Annotated in this window: 13 protein-coding genes; 9 read left to right on the forward strand and 4 right to left on the reverse strand. The window is 62.9% G+C overall.

The annotated features are described in order from the left end of the window. The first annotated feature begins 2 nt into the window (after positions 1-2). The 3 genes from ACI7M0_RS16025 to ACI7M0_RS16035 all read left to right on the forward strand — a co-directional run bounded on the left by ACI7M0_RS16025 (position 3) and on the right by ACI7M0_RS16035 (position 2,193). Positions 3-899 (forward strand): DUF6708 domain-containing protein, encoded by an 897-nt coding sequence (locus ACI7M0_RS16025; protein ID WP_405314372.1) that lies wholly within the window; start codon positions 3-5, stop codon positions 897-899. Between the two features lie 149 nt (positions 900-1,048). Further along, complete coding sequence (locus ACI7M0_RS16030) at positions 1,049-1,939, forward strand: DUF6708 domain-containing protein (RefSeq protein WP_405314374.1); 891 nt, start codon at positions 1,049-1,051, stop codon at positions 1,937-1,939. After that, positions 1,936-2,193, forward strand: a complete 258-nt coding sequence (locus tag ACI7M0_RS16035) for a PAAR domain-containing protein (RefSeq protein WP_003250871.1) — start codon at positions 1,936-1,938, stop codon at positions 2,191-2,193. The genes ACI7M0_RS16030 and ACI7M0_RS16035 overlap by 4 nt, the downstream gene beginning before the upstream one ends. 134 nt (positions 2,194-2,327) lie before the next feature. Here ACI7M0_RS16035 and ACI7M0_RS16040 read toward each other — a convergent pair whose 3' ends face one another. Further along, positions 2,328-3,098, reverse strand: a complete 771-nt coding sequence (locus ACI7M0_RS16040; RefSeq protein WP_129931969.1) for an IclR family transcriptional regulator — start codon at positions 3,096-3,098, stop codon at positions 2,328-2,330. Between the two features lie 156 nt (positions 3,099-3,254). On the opposite strand from ACI7M0_RS16040, the gene ACI7M0_RS16045 reads away from it, so the two are divergent. From ACI7M0_RS16045 to ACI7M0_RS16065, 5 genes are all read left to right on the forward strand, one after another. Continuing rightward, positions 3,255-4,064 carry a shikimate dehydrogenase gene (locus ACI7M0_RS16045; protein ID WP_129931968.1) on the forward strand — a complete coding sequence of 270 codons (810 nt, stop codon included), beginning with the start codon at positions 3,255-3,257 and terminating at the stop codon, positions 4,062-4,064. Between the two features lie 4 nt (positions 4,065-4,068). Then, positions 4,069-5,802, forward strand: a complete 1,734-nt coding sequence (locus ACI7M0_RS16050; protein ID WP_129931967.1) for an FAD-dependent oxidoreductase — start codon at positions 4,069-4,071, stop codon at positions 5,800-5,802. After that, entirely contained in the window at positions 5,787-6,107 is a 321-nt protein-coding gene (locus ACI7M0_RS16055) for an NIPSNAP family protein (protein WP_129931966.1), read from the forward strand. The genes ACI7M0_RS16050 and ACI7M0_RS16055 overlap by 16 nt, the downstream gene beginning before the upstream one ends. A 41-nt stretch (positions 6,108-6,148) precedes the next feature. Further along, positions 6,149-7,837 (forward strand): FAD-dependent oxidoreductase, encoded by a 1,689-nt coding sequence (locus ACI7M0_RS16060; protein WP_129931965.1) that lies wholly within the window; start codon positions 6,149-6,151, stop codon positions 7,835-7,837. A 241-nt stretch (positions 7,838-8,078) separates the two neighbouring features. After that, on the forward strand, positions 8,079-9,404 hold the full coding sequence (locus ACI7M0_RS16065) for an MFS transporter (RefSeq protein WP_129931964.1): 1,326 nt from the start codon (positions 8,079-8,081) through the stop codon (positions 9,402-9,404). Between the two features lie 148 nt (positions 9,405-9,552). Here ACI7M0_RS16065 and ACI7M0_RS16070 read toward each other — a convergent pair whose 3' ends face one another. The 3 genes from ACI7M0_RS16070 to ACI7M0_RS16080 form a co-directional block, all read right to left on the reverse strand. Next, positions 9,553-10,368: a sugar phosphate isomerase/epimerase gene (locus ACI7M0_RS16070; RefSeq protein WP_129931963.1), complete on the reverse strand. Its 816-nt coding sequence runs from the start codon at positions 10,366-10,368 to the stop codon at positions 9,553-9,555. A gap of 29 nt (positions 10,369-10,397) precedes the next feature. Beyond that, positions 10,398-11,450 carry a Gfo/Idh/MocA family protein gene (locus ACI7M0_RS16075; protein ID WP_129931962.1) on the reverse strand — a complete coding sequence of 351 codons (1,053 nt, stop codon included), beginning with the start codon at positions 11,448-11,450 and terminating at the stop codon, positions 10,398-10,400. Positions 11,451-11,588: 138 nt separating this feature from the next. Continuing rightward, a complete protein-coding gene (locus ACI7M0_RS16080; protein WP_020190769.1) occupies positions 11,589-12,365 on the reverse strand; it encodes an IclR family transcriptional regulator in 777 nt (258 codons plus the stop codon). A gap of 193 nt (positions 12,366-12,558) precedes the next feature. Between ACI7M0_RS16080 and ACI7M0_RS16085 the strand changes: the two genes are divergently transcribed. Beyond that, positions 12,559-14,271 (forward strand): FAD-dependent oxidoreductase, encoded by a 1,713-nt coding sequence (locus ACI7M0_RS16085; protein WP_129931961.1) that lies wholly within the window; start codon positions 12,559-12,561, stop codon positions 14,269-14,271. The last annotated feature ends 43 nt before the right edge of the window (positions 14,272-14,314 follow it).

Genomic DNA, 14,314 nt, shown 5'->3' on the forward strand with positions numbered 1-14,314 from the left:
TCATGGCAACCATCTGGATATTCAACTCAATGTCAGACTCTGGACACAAGCCCTCTATCACAGGGCAACTATTAAGCTTATCTGACACCATTTTATGCTTAAGGAATCCATGGGTCACAGACTCTGTCTTCATGGGAAAGCTGTATTGCGCGATAACTGTTCTGTCAATTGCCAGCTTTTACCCATATTTACTATCCAGGGATATATGGCGCATGTACGAAACCGCTCCATTATTAGCGACTGGATTCTTGCTTATGCCTTTCACTTTCCTACCTTTCCTCATTTATCGAATATATTTCATAAAACGCTTATCAAGCTTCTGCTTCAATCGGGCGACCCAAAAAATCTACTATCAACGTTTAAGCAAGGTACTGGTCTTTGAGTGGAGCAATACCGGCGGTGGTATTTTTAAGCGTACGGAATACGGCGGCTCATCATTCAGCACCAGCTATGCCCTCGCCTTCGCCCCCCGCCGGGAAGACGGCAGCCTGCATCAAAAAGACTGCCTCTGGGTCGACAGTAACGAACCCACCGAACCCGGCGTCAAGCATGTCGCCGAGGTATGGGAATACCTCCGCCACTTCATGGACCACGGCCCGGACAAACTCCCCCCGCCCGGTGAACCCAACTGGTGGCACAAGCCACTGCACGCCATCTGCCTGACCCCGGCAGAAGCCTGGCGCCACTATGCCCCCTGGCGAACCGGCGAGCCCGGTGAAATGCAGGGCAAAAAGAACTGGCAATTGCCGTTCTGGGCCGTGCTGTTTCCCTACAACCTCTCCGTCGCCCTCTGCTGGTATGGCATCTGCCGCCTGTTCAACGTCCGAGCAGCGCCACCGCCACCCGAAGCATTTGAGGAGGCCCCAGCGCATTCAACCAAAAAAGGGAAGCGTACATGAGCGACACCTCCGTCAGCAGCGCTACCTCCAGGCCCTGTCTGCAGTTCACGCGTCCCCATCCTGACGGTGCACTACACCAACGTGCCAGGCACCCGCGACTTCCCGGCCATGGCTGAGACCCTGTCATTTTTTCGTCTGGAGCACTGATCATGGCAACCATCTGGATATTCAATTCAACGTCATACTCCGGACACGCCCCTGCAATTGGAGGGCAGTTGGCAAACGTATCCAAGAATACCTTGTGCCTGAGAAACCCATGGATAACAGATTCCGTGTTTATGGGGAAACTATACTGCGCAATGACGATCACACTGCTGATAGGCACTTACCCTTATCTACCCCCTAACATCTCGAAACTTTACAACGAAGACATTTTATTGATGCTTTTATTATTAATAACCCCCTTCGTTTTCACACCTTTCCTAGCTTATCGAATTTTCTTTATAAAGGGCTTATCAACCATTTGCCTCAACCGATCAACCCAGAAAATCTACTACCAACGTTTGAGCAAGGTATTTGTGTTTGAATGGGCTAACACCGGAGGTGGCATCTTCAAACGCACCGAATACGGCGGCTCATCATTCAGCACCAGCTATGCCCTCGCCTTCGCCCCCCGCCGGGAAGACGGCAGCCTGCATCAAAAAGACTGCCTCTGGGTCGACAGCAACGAACCCACCGAGCCCGGCGTCAAGCATGTGGCCGAAGTGTGGGAATACCTGCGCCACTTCATGGACCACGGCCCGGACAAACTCCCCCCGCCCGGTGAACCCAACTGGTGGCACAAGCCACTGCACGCCATCTGCCTGACCCCGGCCGAAGCCTGGCGCCACTATGCCCCCTGGCGAACCGGCGAGCCCGGTGAAATGCAGGGCAAAAAGAACTGGCAATTGCCGTTCTGGGCCGTGCTGTTTCCCTACAACCTCTCCGTCGCCCTCTGCTGGTATGGCATCTGCCGCCTGTTCAACGTCCGAGCAGCGCCACCGCCTCCCGAAGCTTTTGAGGAAGCCCCCATTCAACCCGGCAAAAGGAAGCGCAAATGAAACCTATCGTACTGGTAGGCCATCGTCACAGCTGCCCGCTCCATGGCGAAGGCACTGTGGAAACCGGCGCAAATGCAACATTCGTGGATGGCAAGGCCGTCGCTCGTGTGGGCGATCGCATTAGTTGTGGCGCCGTTATCGAAACCGGCGCTGCCTGCACGATCATCGAGGGCCACCCCGCAGCAAGGGAGGGTGACACTACCAGTCATGGAGGGACGTTGATCGAGGGGGACCAGGGTTGGCTCATTGATTGAAAGCCACTACCGGCCACCAAGCCGGATGCTGAGGTTTGGGCCGTCCAGCGGCCCAAAAGGCGAGCGAAGCCACCTTTCCGGGTGACCCGTTCTCACATCCATGGCGCCAGCCCGCAAACTGCGCCATGTCTGCGTCAATCCAGCACTGGCCGAAGCAACGCCTGTGCCTCATACAGGGTCGGTAAATACCGCAACCGTATCTCATCAATACTCAACCGCGATGCATGAGTAGTGATGGTCAGCGTGGCTTTCAACTGACCGGCCCGCCCCAGCAATGGCACCCCCAGCACCCGCATACCGATTTCATATTCCTGATCAACGATACAGAACCCCTGCCCCTTCACGCGCTGTAGCTCAGCGTCCAGCTGCGTCCGGTCTGTCAGTGTGTAGGGCGTCAACGCCCGCAGCGGGTGACGGGCAAAGTATTCGTCCCGCTCCCCCTCATCCAGCCAGGCCAGCCAGACCCGCCCGCTGGCCGTGCAATACATGGGTACCCGCGAGCCCGGCCTGATCGACAAAGACGCCACATGGCTATACCGGCTACGCACCAGATGGATGATCTCATCGCCATCGCGGGTACCCACCGATACGTGCTCCTGGGTCTGGCGCGCCACCTGTTCAACAATCGGCCGCAGCATGCGCGGCAGTTGCGCCGAGTCCACGTATGCCTGGCCGATACGCAAGGCCTTGGGGGTCAGCCAGTACTCACGGCTGTCAGTTTCGGCAAAGCCCTCATGCACCAAGGTCAGTAGAAACCGGCGCGCGGCACTGGGCGTAAGGCCAGATAACCTGGCCGCCTGCGGCACACTCAGACGCGGCTGCTCGGCGCTGAACAGTTGCATCAGCGCCAGGCCTTTCTGCAAGCCCGCGATCAGGTCACGGGGATGGATGACGGGTGTGTTCATGCATTCGACTCGCTACCAGAGGCACAAAAACAGCCGATTACTGCGATAACCGGATCATGACTGCGATTATCGCATTAAGTGGCCGCTTGGCGCATTGTTGCCCACGCCCCTCTGCCTCACCCTTGCCTCCATAACAACGCCAATAAGGAGGTCAGCATGATTCGAGGTTCCACTGAACTGGTCGCCATCGTCGGTTCGCCCATCGCCCAGGTGAAGTCCCCGCAAAACTTCAATACCTGGTTCAACCACAACAACTGCAACCTCGCCATGCTGCCCATCGACCTGCACGAGGCGGCGCTGGACAGCTTTGCGGATACCCTGCGTGGCTGGCAGAACCTGCGCGGTTGCGTGGTCACCGTGCCTTACAAGCAGGCGCTGGCCAACCGCGTGGACGGCCTGAGCGTGCGCGCAGCTGCCCTGGGTTCGGTCAATGTGATACGCCGCGAGCGCGACGGACGCCTGCTGGGCGACAATGTGGACGGCGCCGGCTTCCTCGGCGCTGCGCACAAGCATGGCTTCAAGCCGGCGGGCAAACGGGCACTGGTGATCGGTTGCGGCGGTGTTGGCAGTGCCATTGCCTATGCACTGGCTGAGGCAGGGACCGCCAGCATTACCCTCAGCGACCCCAGCACAGCACGCATGGGTGCTGTATGCGAACTGCTCGGCAACGCCTTCCCCGGGCTTACGGTCAGCACACAGTTCAGTGGGCTGGAAGACTTCGACCTGGTGGCCAACGCGTCCCCAGTCGGCATGGGCACCCGCGCAGAGCTGCCGTTGTCCGCCGCCCTGCTGGCTACCCTGCTGCCAGACACCCTGGTCGCCGACGTGGTCACCTCACCCGAGATAACCCCGCTGCTGAACCGCGCGCGGCAAGTAGGTTGCAGGATCCAGACTGGCCCGGAAATGGCCTTCGCCCAACTGGGCCACCTTGGCGCCTTCATGGGCGTCACACCGTTGGAGATCTGAAGCCATGACGACTCTGGAGCACACACACAACAGCTTCGACCTGGTTGTGCTGGGCAGCGGTGCCGGTGGTTTTGCCGCTGCCGCCACCGCGGCCCGCCGTGGGCTGAAGGTGCTGGTGGTGGAAAAGGCCGAACGCTTTGGCGGCACCTCGGCGATTTCTGGCGGCGCGGTGTGGCTGTACGGCACCGACCAAGCCCGTGACGCCGGGGCCAAGGACTCCCCCGAGGCAATGCGCACCTACCTCAAGCAGGTCATCGGCGACGGCTACGACCCCGCCTTGGGCGACGCCTTCATCGAGCATGGCCACCAGGCGCTGCGCTGGCTGGAGCAGAACACCGAACTGCGTTATGCCCTGCGCCCACTCTCGCCCGACTATTACCCGGATGCACCCGGCGCCACTCAGTTCGGCCGGGCGCTGGAAATGGTCGAGTACGACGGCAAGCGCCTGGGCACACGCTTCAAGGACCTGCAGATGCCACCGCCCGGCATGCTGCTGTTCGGCGGCATGATGGTCAACCGGGTGGATATCCAGCATTTCCTCAGCATTCGCCGCTCACCCAGGTCGCTGTGGCATTGCCTGAAGCTGATGGCGCGTTACGCGCGCGACCGCCTGCAGCACCCACGCGGCACCCGGCTTACCACCGGCAACGCATTGATCGCCCGCTTGGCCACCAGCGCCTTCGCCCACGGCACGCAGTTGTGGTTGCGCAGCGAAGCCGTGGAGCTGATCGCCGAGCGCGGCGTGATCACGGGCGTGGTCATACAGCGCGAAGGCCGACGTGAGCGGGTAATGGCCCGTGGTGGCGTGGTGTGCGCCATGGGCGGATTCGCAGCAGGCGCAATGGCCGCCGACTACCGCCCGGCTCAAAAGGCGCCGCACCTGACCCTGTCACCACCGGCCAACGACGGAGCCGCCCTGCGCCTTGCCCAGGCCGTGGCAGCAGCCGAGGGCGAGGGCCTGGCGGCCAACTTCTTCTGGGCACCGGTTTCCGAACTACGTCATGCCGATGGTGAACGTGAGCGCTTCCCGCACCTGGTCACCGACCGCGCCAAGCCGGGCGTGATTGCGGTAGACCAAGCCGGGCGGCGCTTCGTCAACGAGTCCGACTCCTACCACCACTTCGTGCACACCATGTTCGCCAAAGGCATTGCCAGCTGCTGGCTGGTCTGCGATGCCGAGGCAATGAACCGCTACGGGCTTGGCCTGGCGCGGCCCAAGCCCGTCAACAACCAGGCGTTGATCGACGCAGGCTACCTGTATCGGGGCACCACATCGCAGGCACTGGCCCTGGCCATCGGCGTCGATCCACAGGTGTTTGCGCGAACACTTGCACAGTTCAACAGCGATGCCAGCAATGGCATCGACCGCGCATTTGGCAAAGGCGGCAACAGTTACAACCGCTACATGGGTGACCCGCAACATTCGCCCAACCCATGCTTGGCACCCCTGACCAAGGGGCCGTTCTACGCCATCCGCATTCACACCGGCGACCTCGGTTCAGCCCGTGGCCTGGTGACCAACGCCGATGCCAACGTGCTGAACCTCAGCGGTTTGCCGATTCCCGGGCTGTATGCGGTCGGCAACGACATGAACTCACTGATGAAGGGCACCTACCCCGGCCCTGGCATCACCCTGGGCCCTGCCCTCACCTTCGGCTGGCTTGCTGCCAACCACGTCACCGCGCGCCTGCAGGCGCCGGCTACCCCTACGGAGAACCCGGCATGTACTACGAACTGAGAACCTACACCCTCGACCCATTGAAAATGGCCGACTGGCTGGCCCTGTACCAAAGCCAAGCACTCGAGGTGCAGAGCGAACACCTGGGCAACCTGGTGGGCTTTTTCACCAGCGAGTTCGGCGACGTCAACCAAGTGGTGCACATCTGGGGCTATGCCAGCCTCGACGACCGCATGGCACGCCGCGCAGCCATGGCGGCAGACTCGCGCTGGGCGGAATTCTCGCGACGCAACCGCGAGCTGGGCGCGGTACTGCGCCTGCAATCGCGGCTGCTGCGCCCGACCGGTTTCTCGCCGCTGCAGTAAGCCACACGCCACTTCTTCCAACATCCGAGCGGACCCCTTCCATGCCCCCCCTTGAATGTGACGTACTCGTCATCGGCTCCGGCGCCTCTGGCCTGGCTGCCGCCGTAACCGCCGCGCATCATGGCCTGACAGTGGTCGTCGCGGAAAAAGCCAGCCAGCTGGGCGGCACCAGCGCCTGGTCGGGGGGGTGGTTGTGGATACCGCGCAACCCTCTGGCCATCGCCGAAGGCATCGTCGAAGCCGACGATGCCCCGGAGCGCTATCTGCGTGCGCAAACCCACACCCGCGAGCTGGACCCGCGTCAACGCGCCTTCCTGCGCCATGGTCCGGAAATGGTGGCGTTCTTCGAGCAGCACACAGCCGTGCAGTTCCAGTGCGGTAGCCGTATGCCCGACATGCGTGAAGGCGATGGCAGTGCACGCGGCGGTCGCTCGCTGTGTGCATTACCTTACGACGGGCGACGGCTAGGACCTTGGCTGCACAAGTTACGCCCACCGCTGGACATCGTCAGCCTGGCCGGCATGGGCATTGCCGGGGGCGCCGACATGGCTGCCTTCTTCAACGCCACACGCTCGCCCAAGGCAGCGCTGCATGTTGGCAAGCGCCTGTTGCGCCATGGCCGAGACTTGCTGCTGCACCGTCGCGGCTTGCATCTGGTCAATGGCAACGCGCTGGTGGCGCGCCTGCTGCGCAGCGCCCTTGATCGTGGCGTGACATTGCTGACCGAGAAAGCGGCCAGCCGTCTGTTGTTGTGCGAAGAACGGGTCAACGGCGCGCTGTTTGCCGATGGCCAAGCGATCTACGCACGGCGTGGTGTGGTGCTGGCCTGCGGTGGCTTCCCACATGATCGCCAGCGTATCTCGCAGCTGATGCCGCACGCGCCGGACGGTGACCAGCATTACTCCGCTGCGCCCAGGGAGAATAGCGGTGATGGTTTGCGCCTGGGCGAACAGGCGGGTGGCCGGGTGTCTGCGGCAGGCGCCCACGGGGGCGCCTGGGCGCCGGTATCGCAGGTACCGCGCCGCAATGGCCATTTCGGCCATTTCCCACACCTGCTCGACCGCGCCAAGCCCGGTTTCATCGCCGTGCGCCGCGATGGTCGGCGCTTCGTCAACGAAGCCGATTGCTACCACGACTTCATGAACGCGCTGTTCGCCGCCACGCCGCAGGCTGAGCAGCCGGAGGCCTGGCTGATCTGCGACCATGCTGCGCAACGGCGCTATGGCATCGGTTGGGCCAAGCCCTTTCCCTTCCCTACCCGCTTCTATCAGCGCAGTGGCTATTTGCACAGCGGCGCTACCCTGGCGCAACTGGCGCAGCGCTGCGGGATCGACGCCGAGCAGTTGCAGCGCACGGTGGAGGGCTTCAACCATCATGCGGCACAAGGTGAAGACCCTACCTTTCTGCGTGGTGCGTCGGCCTACAACCGGGCCCAAGGCGACCCGCAGCAGGCACCTAACCCGTCGCTTCGGCCGTTGCTGAAGGGGCCGTTCCATGCGGTGAAACTGCTGCCAGGCAGCCTTGGCACCTTCGCCGGCCTGGACACAGACGCCTCGGCCCGCGTACTGGACCACGCAGGGCAGCCGATACCCGGGTTGTTTGCAGTGGGTAACGATATGCACAGCGTGATGGGTGGGTACTACCCGAGCGGCGGCATTACCCTTGGCCCAGGGATGACCTTCGGGTATCTGGCCGGTAGAGCGTTGAGCGGGGGCTGTGCAGATCATTGATGTCGGTTTTGCGCCCATCAGGCAACCAGGGCCAAAGCCTTCTACCCTTCAGTGAGGTGAATACCTGCCGCGCCCGCCGGCCAACGCAACCGTTCGATAACCGAACAGTAGCCCGTCTCTTGAATTGACGCTGCCGTCTTCACTGCTCACCATGCACCGGCCTTGCGTGCCCCCCTGCCTGGGAAACGGTCACGCACCCGTAGCACCGCAGCTGAATACAATTTCAAGAAACGAGCAGTCTATGAACCACTCCAAGATCCCCCCCGCCGCGCCCCGGATGTCCCAGGGCTCGATCGGCGACAAGCTCCGCGGCGCCTTCGGCGTCGGCAAGACCCGTTGGGGCATGCTGGCCCTGGTGTTCTTCGCCACCACCCTGAACTACATCGACCGCGCCGCCCTTGGCATCATGCAGCCCGTGCTGGCCAAGGAAATGAGCTGGACGGCGATGGACTACGCCAACATCAATTTCTGGTTCCAGGTCGGCTACGCCATCGGTTTTCTGCTGCAAGGCCGGCTGATCGACAAGGTCGGGGTCAAACGGGCGTTCTTCTTCGCGGTACTGCTGTGGAGCCTGGCCACGGGTGCCCACGGCCTGGCCACCTCGGCGGCAGGTTTCATGGTCTGCCGCTTCATCCTCGGCCTGACCGAGGCCGCCAACTACCCGGCCTGCGTCAAGACCGTGCGCCTGTGGTTCCCGGCGGGTGAGCGGGCGATTGCAACGGGGCTGTTCAACGCCGGCACCAACGTTGGCGCCATGGTCACCCCCGCGCTGTTGCCGCTGATCCTGGCTGTGTGGGGCTGGCAGGCTGCGTTCATCGCCATGGGCAGCCTGGGCCTGGTGTGGGTCGTGTTTTGGATGCTGAAATACTACAACCCTGAAGACCACCCCCGCGTGCGTCAGAGCGAGGTGCAGTACATCCAGCAGGATGATGAGCCAGAGCCGACCCGCGTTCCGTTCAGCCGTATCCTGCGCCTGCGTGGCACCTGGGCTTTTGCAGTGGCCTATGCGATTACCGCGCCGGTGTTCTGGTTCTACCTGTACTGGCTGCCGCCGTTCCTGAACCAGCAATACAGCCTGGGCATCAACGTGACCCAGATGGGCATCCCGCTGATCATCATCTGGCTGACGGCAGACTTCGGCAGTATCGGGGGAGGCATCCTGTCGTCGTGGCTGATCGGCCGTGGCGTGCGTGCCACGACAGCGCGCTTGGTGTCCATGCTGATCTTTGCCTGCACCATGCTCAGCGTCATCTTTGCCGCCAACGCCAGTGGACTGTGGGTCGCGGTGGCGGCCATCTCGATCGCGGTAGGCGCGCACCAGGCGTGGACGGCGAATATCTGGAGCCTGGTGATGGACTACACACCCAAGCATCTGGTGAGCACCGTATTCGGCTTCGGCAGCATGTGTGCGGCAATTGGCGGGATGTTTATGACGCAGATTGTCGGCAGCGTGCTGACCGCTACCAACAACAACTATGCCGTGCTGTTTACCATGATCCCCGCCATGTACTTCCTGGCGCTGGTGTGGATGTATTTCATGGCACCGCGCAAGGTCGAGAGCGCCTGAGAGCGCTAGCCACTTACCTCTACGGGGCCCTTGCGGGCCCTTTTTTTGGCTTGGAGTTTCTTGAGAAGCGGACAACGACAATGCAGCGTTCGGTGTGGGTTCACTCGCGAACGTGGCGTAGCCGGTGCCATGCGCCACGTTCGCTCGATCAGACCGCGGCCAACACCGCCTGGGCTTTCTCCAGCGCCATGCGCGCGCGCTGTTCGCCGCTGATGCCCTGCTCCAGCAATTGCCGCGTGGGGATTTCCAGGCTCAGCGGCACGCTCGGCGGCAAGGCGCGTAACAGGCCAACCAGGTCGGCATCGCCATCACCCGGGAAGCGTCGCTCGTTACGCGCCTGGCGCAGGATCTCGTCCATGTCGGCCGGTACCGGGCCAGCAACGTCACACAGTTGGGCATAGCGCATGCGCTGCGGCTTCAGTTGCGCCAGGTCGTCCAGCGAAGAGCCAGAGCGGTTGAAGTGGAAGGCATCCACCAGTACGCAGCCATTGGCGCGGTCGGCGTTGGCCACCACCCGCATGGCCTGGCGCAGGTCACGTACGTCGGTCCAGGGCATGAACTCCAGGTGAGGGTGAATGCCGTATTGCGCCGCCAGCTCGCACAATGCGGCAAAGCGTTCGGTCAGGCGCGCTTCGTCGGGGTCGTTGCCCGCTACCAGCAATTCAGTGCCACCCAACTCGGCGCCCACCGCCAGGATCGCTTCGAAATCGGCCACACAGGTTGCCGGCTCAAGACGCAGGATCTCCAAGTCGAGCACCTTGATGCCCGTGTCGCGCAAGCGCACCTGGGTTTGCCGGCGCAGTTCGGCATCGGCAACCAACGGGAAATGCCGCTCCTGTTCGGTGGCTGGCACCAGCCGTAGGCCGACATGGCTGTAACCCGCTCGGGCGGCGGCCTCGACCATGTCCGGTGGAGACAGCTCGAGCACCGTCAGGGCCGCGAGGGAAAAAATTCGATCAGTCATTAATCATCACCAGCAATAGTAAGGTTGCATCAGCCAATGTGCGCGGGCGCGCAAGCCCGACCGCTCTGGGCTGCCTGCCTTATCGCTTCGATCAGCGCCAGTGTGCGCCCCCCGTCGGCAGCGTCGATCAGCGGCGCCTGTTCACCCCGGGCAACCCGCACAAAATGCTGCAATTGCAGGGTCAATGCCTCGCCGGCAGGGATGCTTTCCGAACTTTGCAACAGGGGCGTATGCCAGCCCGAGCCTGCCTCGGCGTAATGCCAGCGCTTGAGCTGGGGAATGCTCAGTGCACCTTGGGTACCGGCCAGCAGATAGCACGGCTGGCCATCCTGGCGCGGGTACACGGGGCTTTCGCCAGCGTCCAGCTCCCAGCTCCACGGTGCAGCCACCGCGTCGGACCCGGTCAGGCTGCCCAGGGCACCGTTGGCAAACTGCAGCAGCACCGCGGCGCTGTCTTCGTTGGCAAAACCGCGGACATCGTTGCGGGTGAAGGCCTGCACCTGCACCACCTCGCCGCACAGGTAACGCAACAGGTCAAGGTCGTGGATCAGGTTGGTCAGCAAGAAACCGGCCCCTGGCTCGCGGCGCCAGGGCGTTTCGAAATAGCTGTCGGGCTTTTGCAGTTGCCACAGCGCGGTGACGTTGATCAGACGGCCAAGCTTGCCTTCGTTGATCACCTGGTGCGCCTTGGCGATCAGCGGATTGTGTCGGCGATGGTGCCCTACAAGCACCGGCACACATCGGCGGCGTGAGGCTTCCACCAGTGCACGCACTTCATCCAGGTTCACGCCCACCGGTTTTTCCAGCAGCACCGGCACCCCGGCCTCGACACAATCCAGGGCGGTGGCGACATGCAGGTTGTTGGGGTTGGCGACGATCACTGCCTCGGGGCGCACCTGCCCCAGCATTTGCCGGTGGTCGGCAAAGCAGGGCACACCGCACTCGGCAGCGAAGGCCTCGGCCTGCGGGCCGGGGTCGGCCACGGCACACAGTTGGGCTTGCGGTACATTGCGCAAGTGCTGGTAATGCTGCCGGCCCATGATGCCGGCGCCAATCAAGGCAATACGAAGGGGTGCGTTCAACAGCCTGTCCTCTTGTCATTGTTGTCATGAAATTCTGAAACCTGGTTCCACAATTCACACTCGACAATTTAGAACCAAGTTCAGCTTTTCAGAAGAACAGGCGCAACAGATTGTGCGGTAATCGACCGGAATATCCCCTCAGGCAAACAGCTCGCTGGCGGGACTGGCCGCCGACAGCTCTTCTGCCGCCGCCAGCAATAGCGGTGCCAGCGCTGTAAGGCGGCTCTGTGCCAGCCGCGCGCTGGGACCGGCGATGCTCAGCACGCCGATCACCTCGTCACTTTGAGGGCGGCGCACCACTGCGGCCAGGGCTGAGGTGCCGATGGCGGAGGTTTCCTCGACCCAGGCATAACCGCGCTCGCGCGCGCGGTGCAGGTAGGCGAGCAGCTCGTCGGTGGAGCGTGGCGCGTTCGGGCCGAACTGGTCGGGGTCGGCAATACCTTGGCGCAACACCATCTGCAGCGCCTGCTCATCGTCCAGGCTGGCCAGCCAGGCATGCCCGGAGGCGGTATAGAACAGCGGCGCGTCGCGCCCCATATCCGGGTCATAGCGCAGCCCGGAGCGGGCCCCCTGGGACTTGGCGATCCAGGTTTGCCGGGCACCGTCGATCACCCCAAGGCGCACCAGTTCGCCGCTGTCCTGGGCCAGGCGGTCCAGAATCGGCTGGATGATGTCGGCACCGCTGCTGGCGAGATAACGAAAGCCCAGCGCTACCAGCTTGGCCGACAGCTGATAGCGGCTGCTTTCCCGGTTCTGGCGCACGTAGCCCAGCCGCACCAGCTCAGTGAGCATGCGGTGGGCAGCGCTTTTGGGAATGTCCAGGCGCTCGGCCAGGGTTTGTAACGGCAGCCCTTGGGGTTCACCGGTAAGGCTTTCTACAAGACTGAAGGCGCGTTCGATCTGACTACCAGCCATGTCACAGGTCCCTGATTTTTTTGCGGATTCTAGAAGATGATTCCACATCGTCGCTACCCAGCGCAGCTCGGGCCAACTCGAATGTCCGATGATCGCCCAGTTCTTGCCGGACTTGGCCATTCCGCCCTTGCAGCCCCCTACCTGCTGATAAGAATATGGAACTTAGTTCCAATAAAAACACAGGAAACCCGCAATGCCTTCCGCTCCTCTCGAAACCGAATGCGATGTACTGGTCATAGGTTCTGGCGCCGCCGGGCTGGCGGCGGCCGTCACGGCTGCCTGGCATGGGCAGAAGGTGATCGTGGCGGAGAAAGAACCGGTGTTTGGTGGTGCCACCGCCTGGTCCGGCGGCTGGGCCTGGGTGCCACGCAACCCGCTGGCGCGCAGGGCCGGCATCGAGGAAGACATCGAACAGCCGCGGACTTATCTGCGCCATGAGCTGGGGGCAAACTACAATGCCGAGCGCGTCGATGCCTTCCTTGAGGCGTGCCCGCACATGGTGGCGTTTTTCGAGAAGTACACGGCGTTGCAGTTTGCCGACGGCAACGGCATCCCGGACATGCATGGCGATACGCCAGGGGCAGCCCTTGGCGGCCACCAGGTGATCGCCGCGCCCTACGATGCCCGCGAGGTTGGCGCCCTGCTGCCACGCTTGCGCAAGACCATGCGCGAAACCTCGTTCATGGGCATGCCGATCATGGCCGGTGCCGACCTTGCCGCCTTCCTCAACATGACCCGCTCGCCCAAAGCCCTGCTGCACGTGTGCAAGCGCTTTGGCCGCCACCTGTACCACCTGGCCCGCCATGGTCGGGCCATGCACCTGGTCAACGGTGTGGCACTGGTGGCGCGCCTGGCTAAATCGGCACAGGACCTGGGTGTGCACCTGCAAGCGTCGGCGCCGGCCAAACGCCTGCTGATCGAGGATGGCCAGGTGCGCGGGGCGTGGGTCGCGACGCCACAAGGCGAGCAACTGATCCGCGCCAAGGCCGTGGTGCTGGCGGCAGGTGGTTTCCCCAATGACAACGCCCGGCGCCAGCAACTGTTCCCGCGCGATGCCAGCGGCCACGACAACCTGGCGCTGCCGCCCAAGGGGTGTTCTGGCGATGGCCTGCGGCTGGGCGAATCCGCCGGCGGTGTGGTTGCTACCGACCTGAGGTCGCCAGTGGCTTGGGCACCGGTTTCACAGGTGCCGTATCGCGACGGCAGCATCGGCCACTTCCCGCACATTATCGAGCGTGGCAAACCGGGCGTTATCGGCGTGCTGGCCAACGGCAAGCGTTTCGTCAACGAAGCGCATGGCTATTACGACTATGTGTCGGCCATGGTCGCTGCAGTGCCGCAGGGTCAGGAGGTGTGCTCGTGGCTGGTTTGCGATCATAGCTTCTTGCGCCGCTATGGCCTGGGGCATGCCCGCCCGGCACCGCTGCCGGTAGGGCCGCATGTGCGCAACGGCTACCTGAAGCGCGGCGCCACGCTCGAGCAACTCGCCCAGGCCTGCGGCATTGACCCGTCCGGGCTGCGGGCCACGGTCACTGACTTCAATAGCCATGCCCGTAACGGCCAGGACCCGGCGTTTGGCCGTGGTTCCACGCCGTTCAACCGCAAGCAGGGTGACCCTCAGCACAAGGGCCCTAACCCTTGCGTGGCGCCCATCGAGCACGGGCCGTTCTATGCGGTGAAAGTAAAGCCCGGCTGTTTTGGCACCTTTGCCGGGTTGCGCACCGACGGCAATGCCCGCGTACTGGATGAGGCCGGGCAACCGATTGCAGGCCTGTACGCAGCAGGTACCGACATGGCCAGCGTGTTTGGTGGCTGGTACCCGTCGGGCGGTATCAACCTGGGGCCGGCGCTGACCTTTGGCTATGTCGCCGGGCGGCACATTGCCGGGGTGCAGGGGTACGAGTGAGCTGACCCACAATACCCGGGTGGTCGGCGCTCTGCTGGGGGAC

Origin of the sequence: Pseudomonas sp. 10(2024) (genome assembly GCF_045164175.1) — a bacterium.
Taxonomy (GTDB): domain Bacteria; phylum Pseudomonadota; class Gammaproteobacteria; order Pseudomonadales; family Pseudomonadaceae; genus Aquipseudomonas; species Aquipseudomonas alloputida.

Coding starts and splice junctions, on each gene's coding strand:
- ACI7M0_RS16070 (WP_129931963.1), bottom strand. CDS start 10,368: ATGACTGATCGAATTTTTTCCCTCGCGGCCCTGACGGTGCTCGAGCTG.
- ACI7M0_RS16055 (WP_129931966.1), top strand. CDS start 5,787: ATGTACTACGAACTGAGAACCTACACCCTCGACCCATTGAAAATGGCC.
- ACI7M0_RS16025 (WP_405314372.1), top strand. CDS start 3: ATGGCAACCATCTGGATATTCAACTCAATGTCAGACTCTGGACACAAG.
- ACI7M0_RS16060 (WP_129931965.1), top strand. CDS start 6,149: ATGCCCCCCCTTGAATGTGACGTACTCGTCATCGGCTCCGGCGCCTCT.
- ACI7M0_RS16030 (WP_405314374.1), top strand. CDS start 1,049: ATGGCAACCATCTGGATATTCAATTCAACGTCATACTCCGGACACGCC.
- ACI7M0_RS16035 (WP_003250871.1), top strand. CDS start 1,936: ATGAAACCTATCGTACTGGTAGGCCATCGTCACAGCTGCCCGCTCCAT.
- ACI7M0_RS16065 (WP_129931964.1), top strand. CDS start 8,079: ATGAACCACTCCAAGATCCCCCCCGCCGCGCCCCGGATGTCCCAGGGC.
- ACI7M0_RS16085 (WP_129931961.1), top strand. CDS start 12,559: ATGCCTTCCGCTCCTCTCGAAACCGAATGCGATGTACTGGTCATAGGT.
- ACI7M0_RS16040 (WP_129931969.1), bottom strand. CDS start 3,098: ATGAACACACCCGTCATCCATCCCCGTGACCTGATCGCGGGCTTGCAG.
- ACI7M0_RS16080 (WP_020190769.1), bottom strand. CDS start 12,365: ATGGCTGGTAGTCAGATCGAACGCGCCTTCAGTCTTGTAGAAAGCCTT.
- ACI7M0_RS16050 (WP_129931967.1), top strand. CDS start 4,069: ATGACGACTCTGGAGCACACACACAACAGCTTCGACCTGGTTGTGCTG.
- ACI7M0_RS16045 (WP_129931968.1), top strand. CDS start 3,255: ATGATTCGAGGTTCCACTGAACTGGTCGCCATCGTCGGTTCGCCCATC.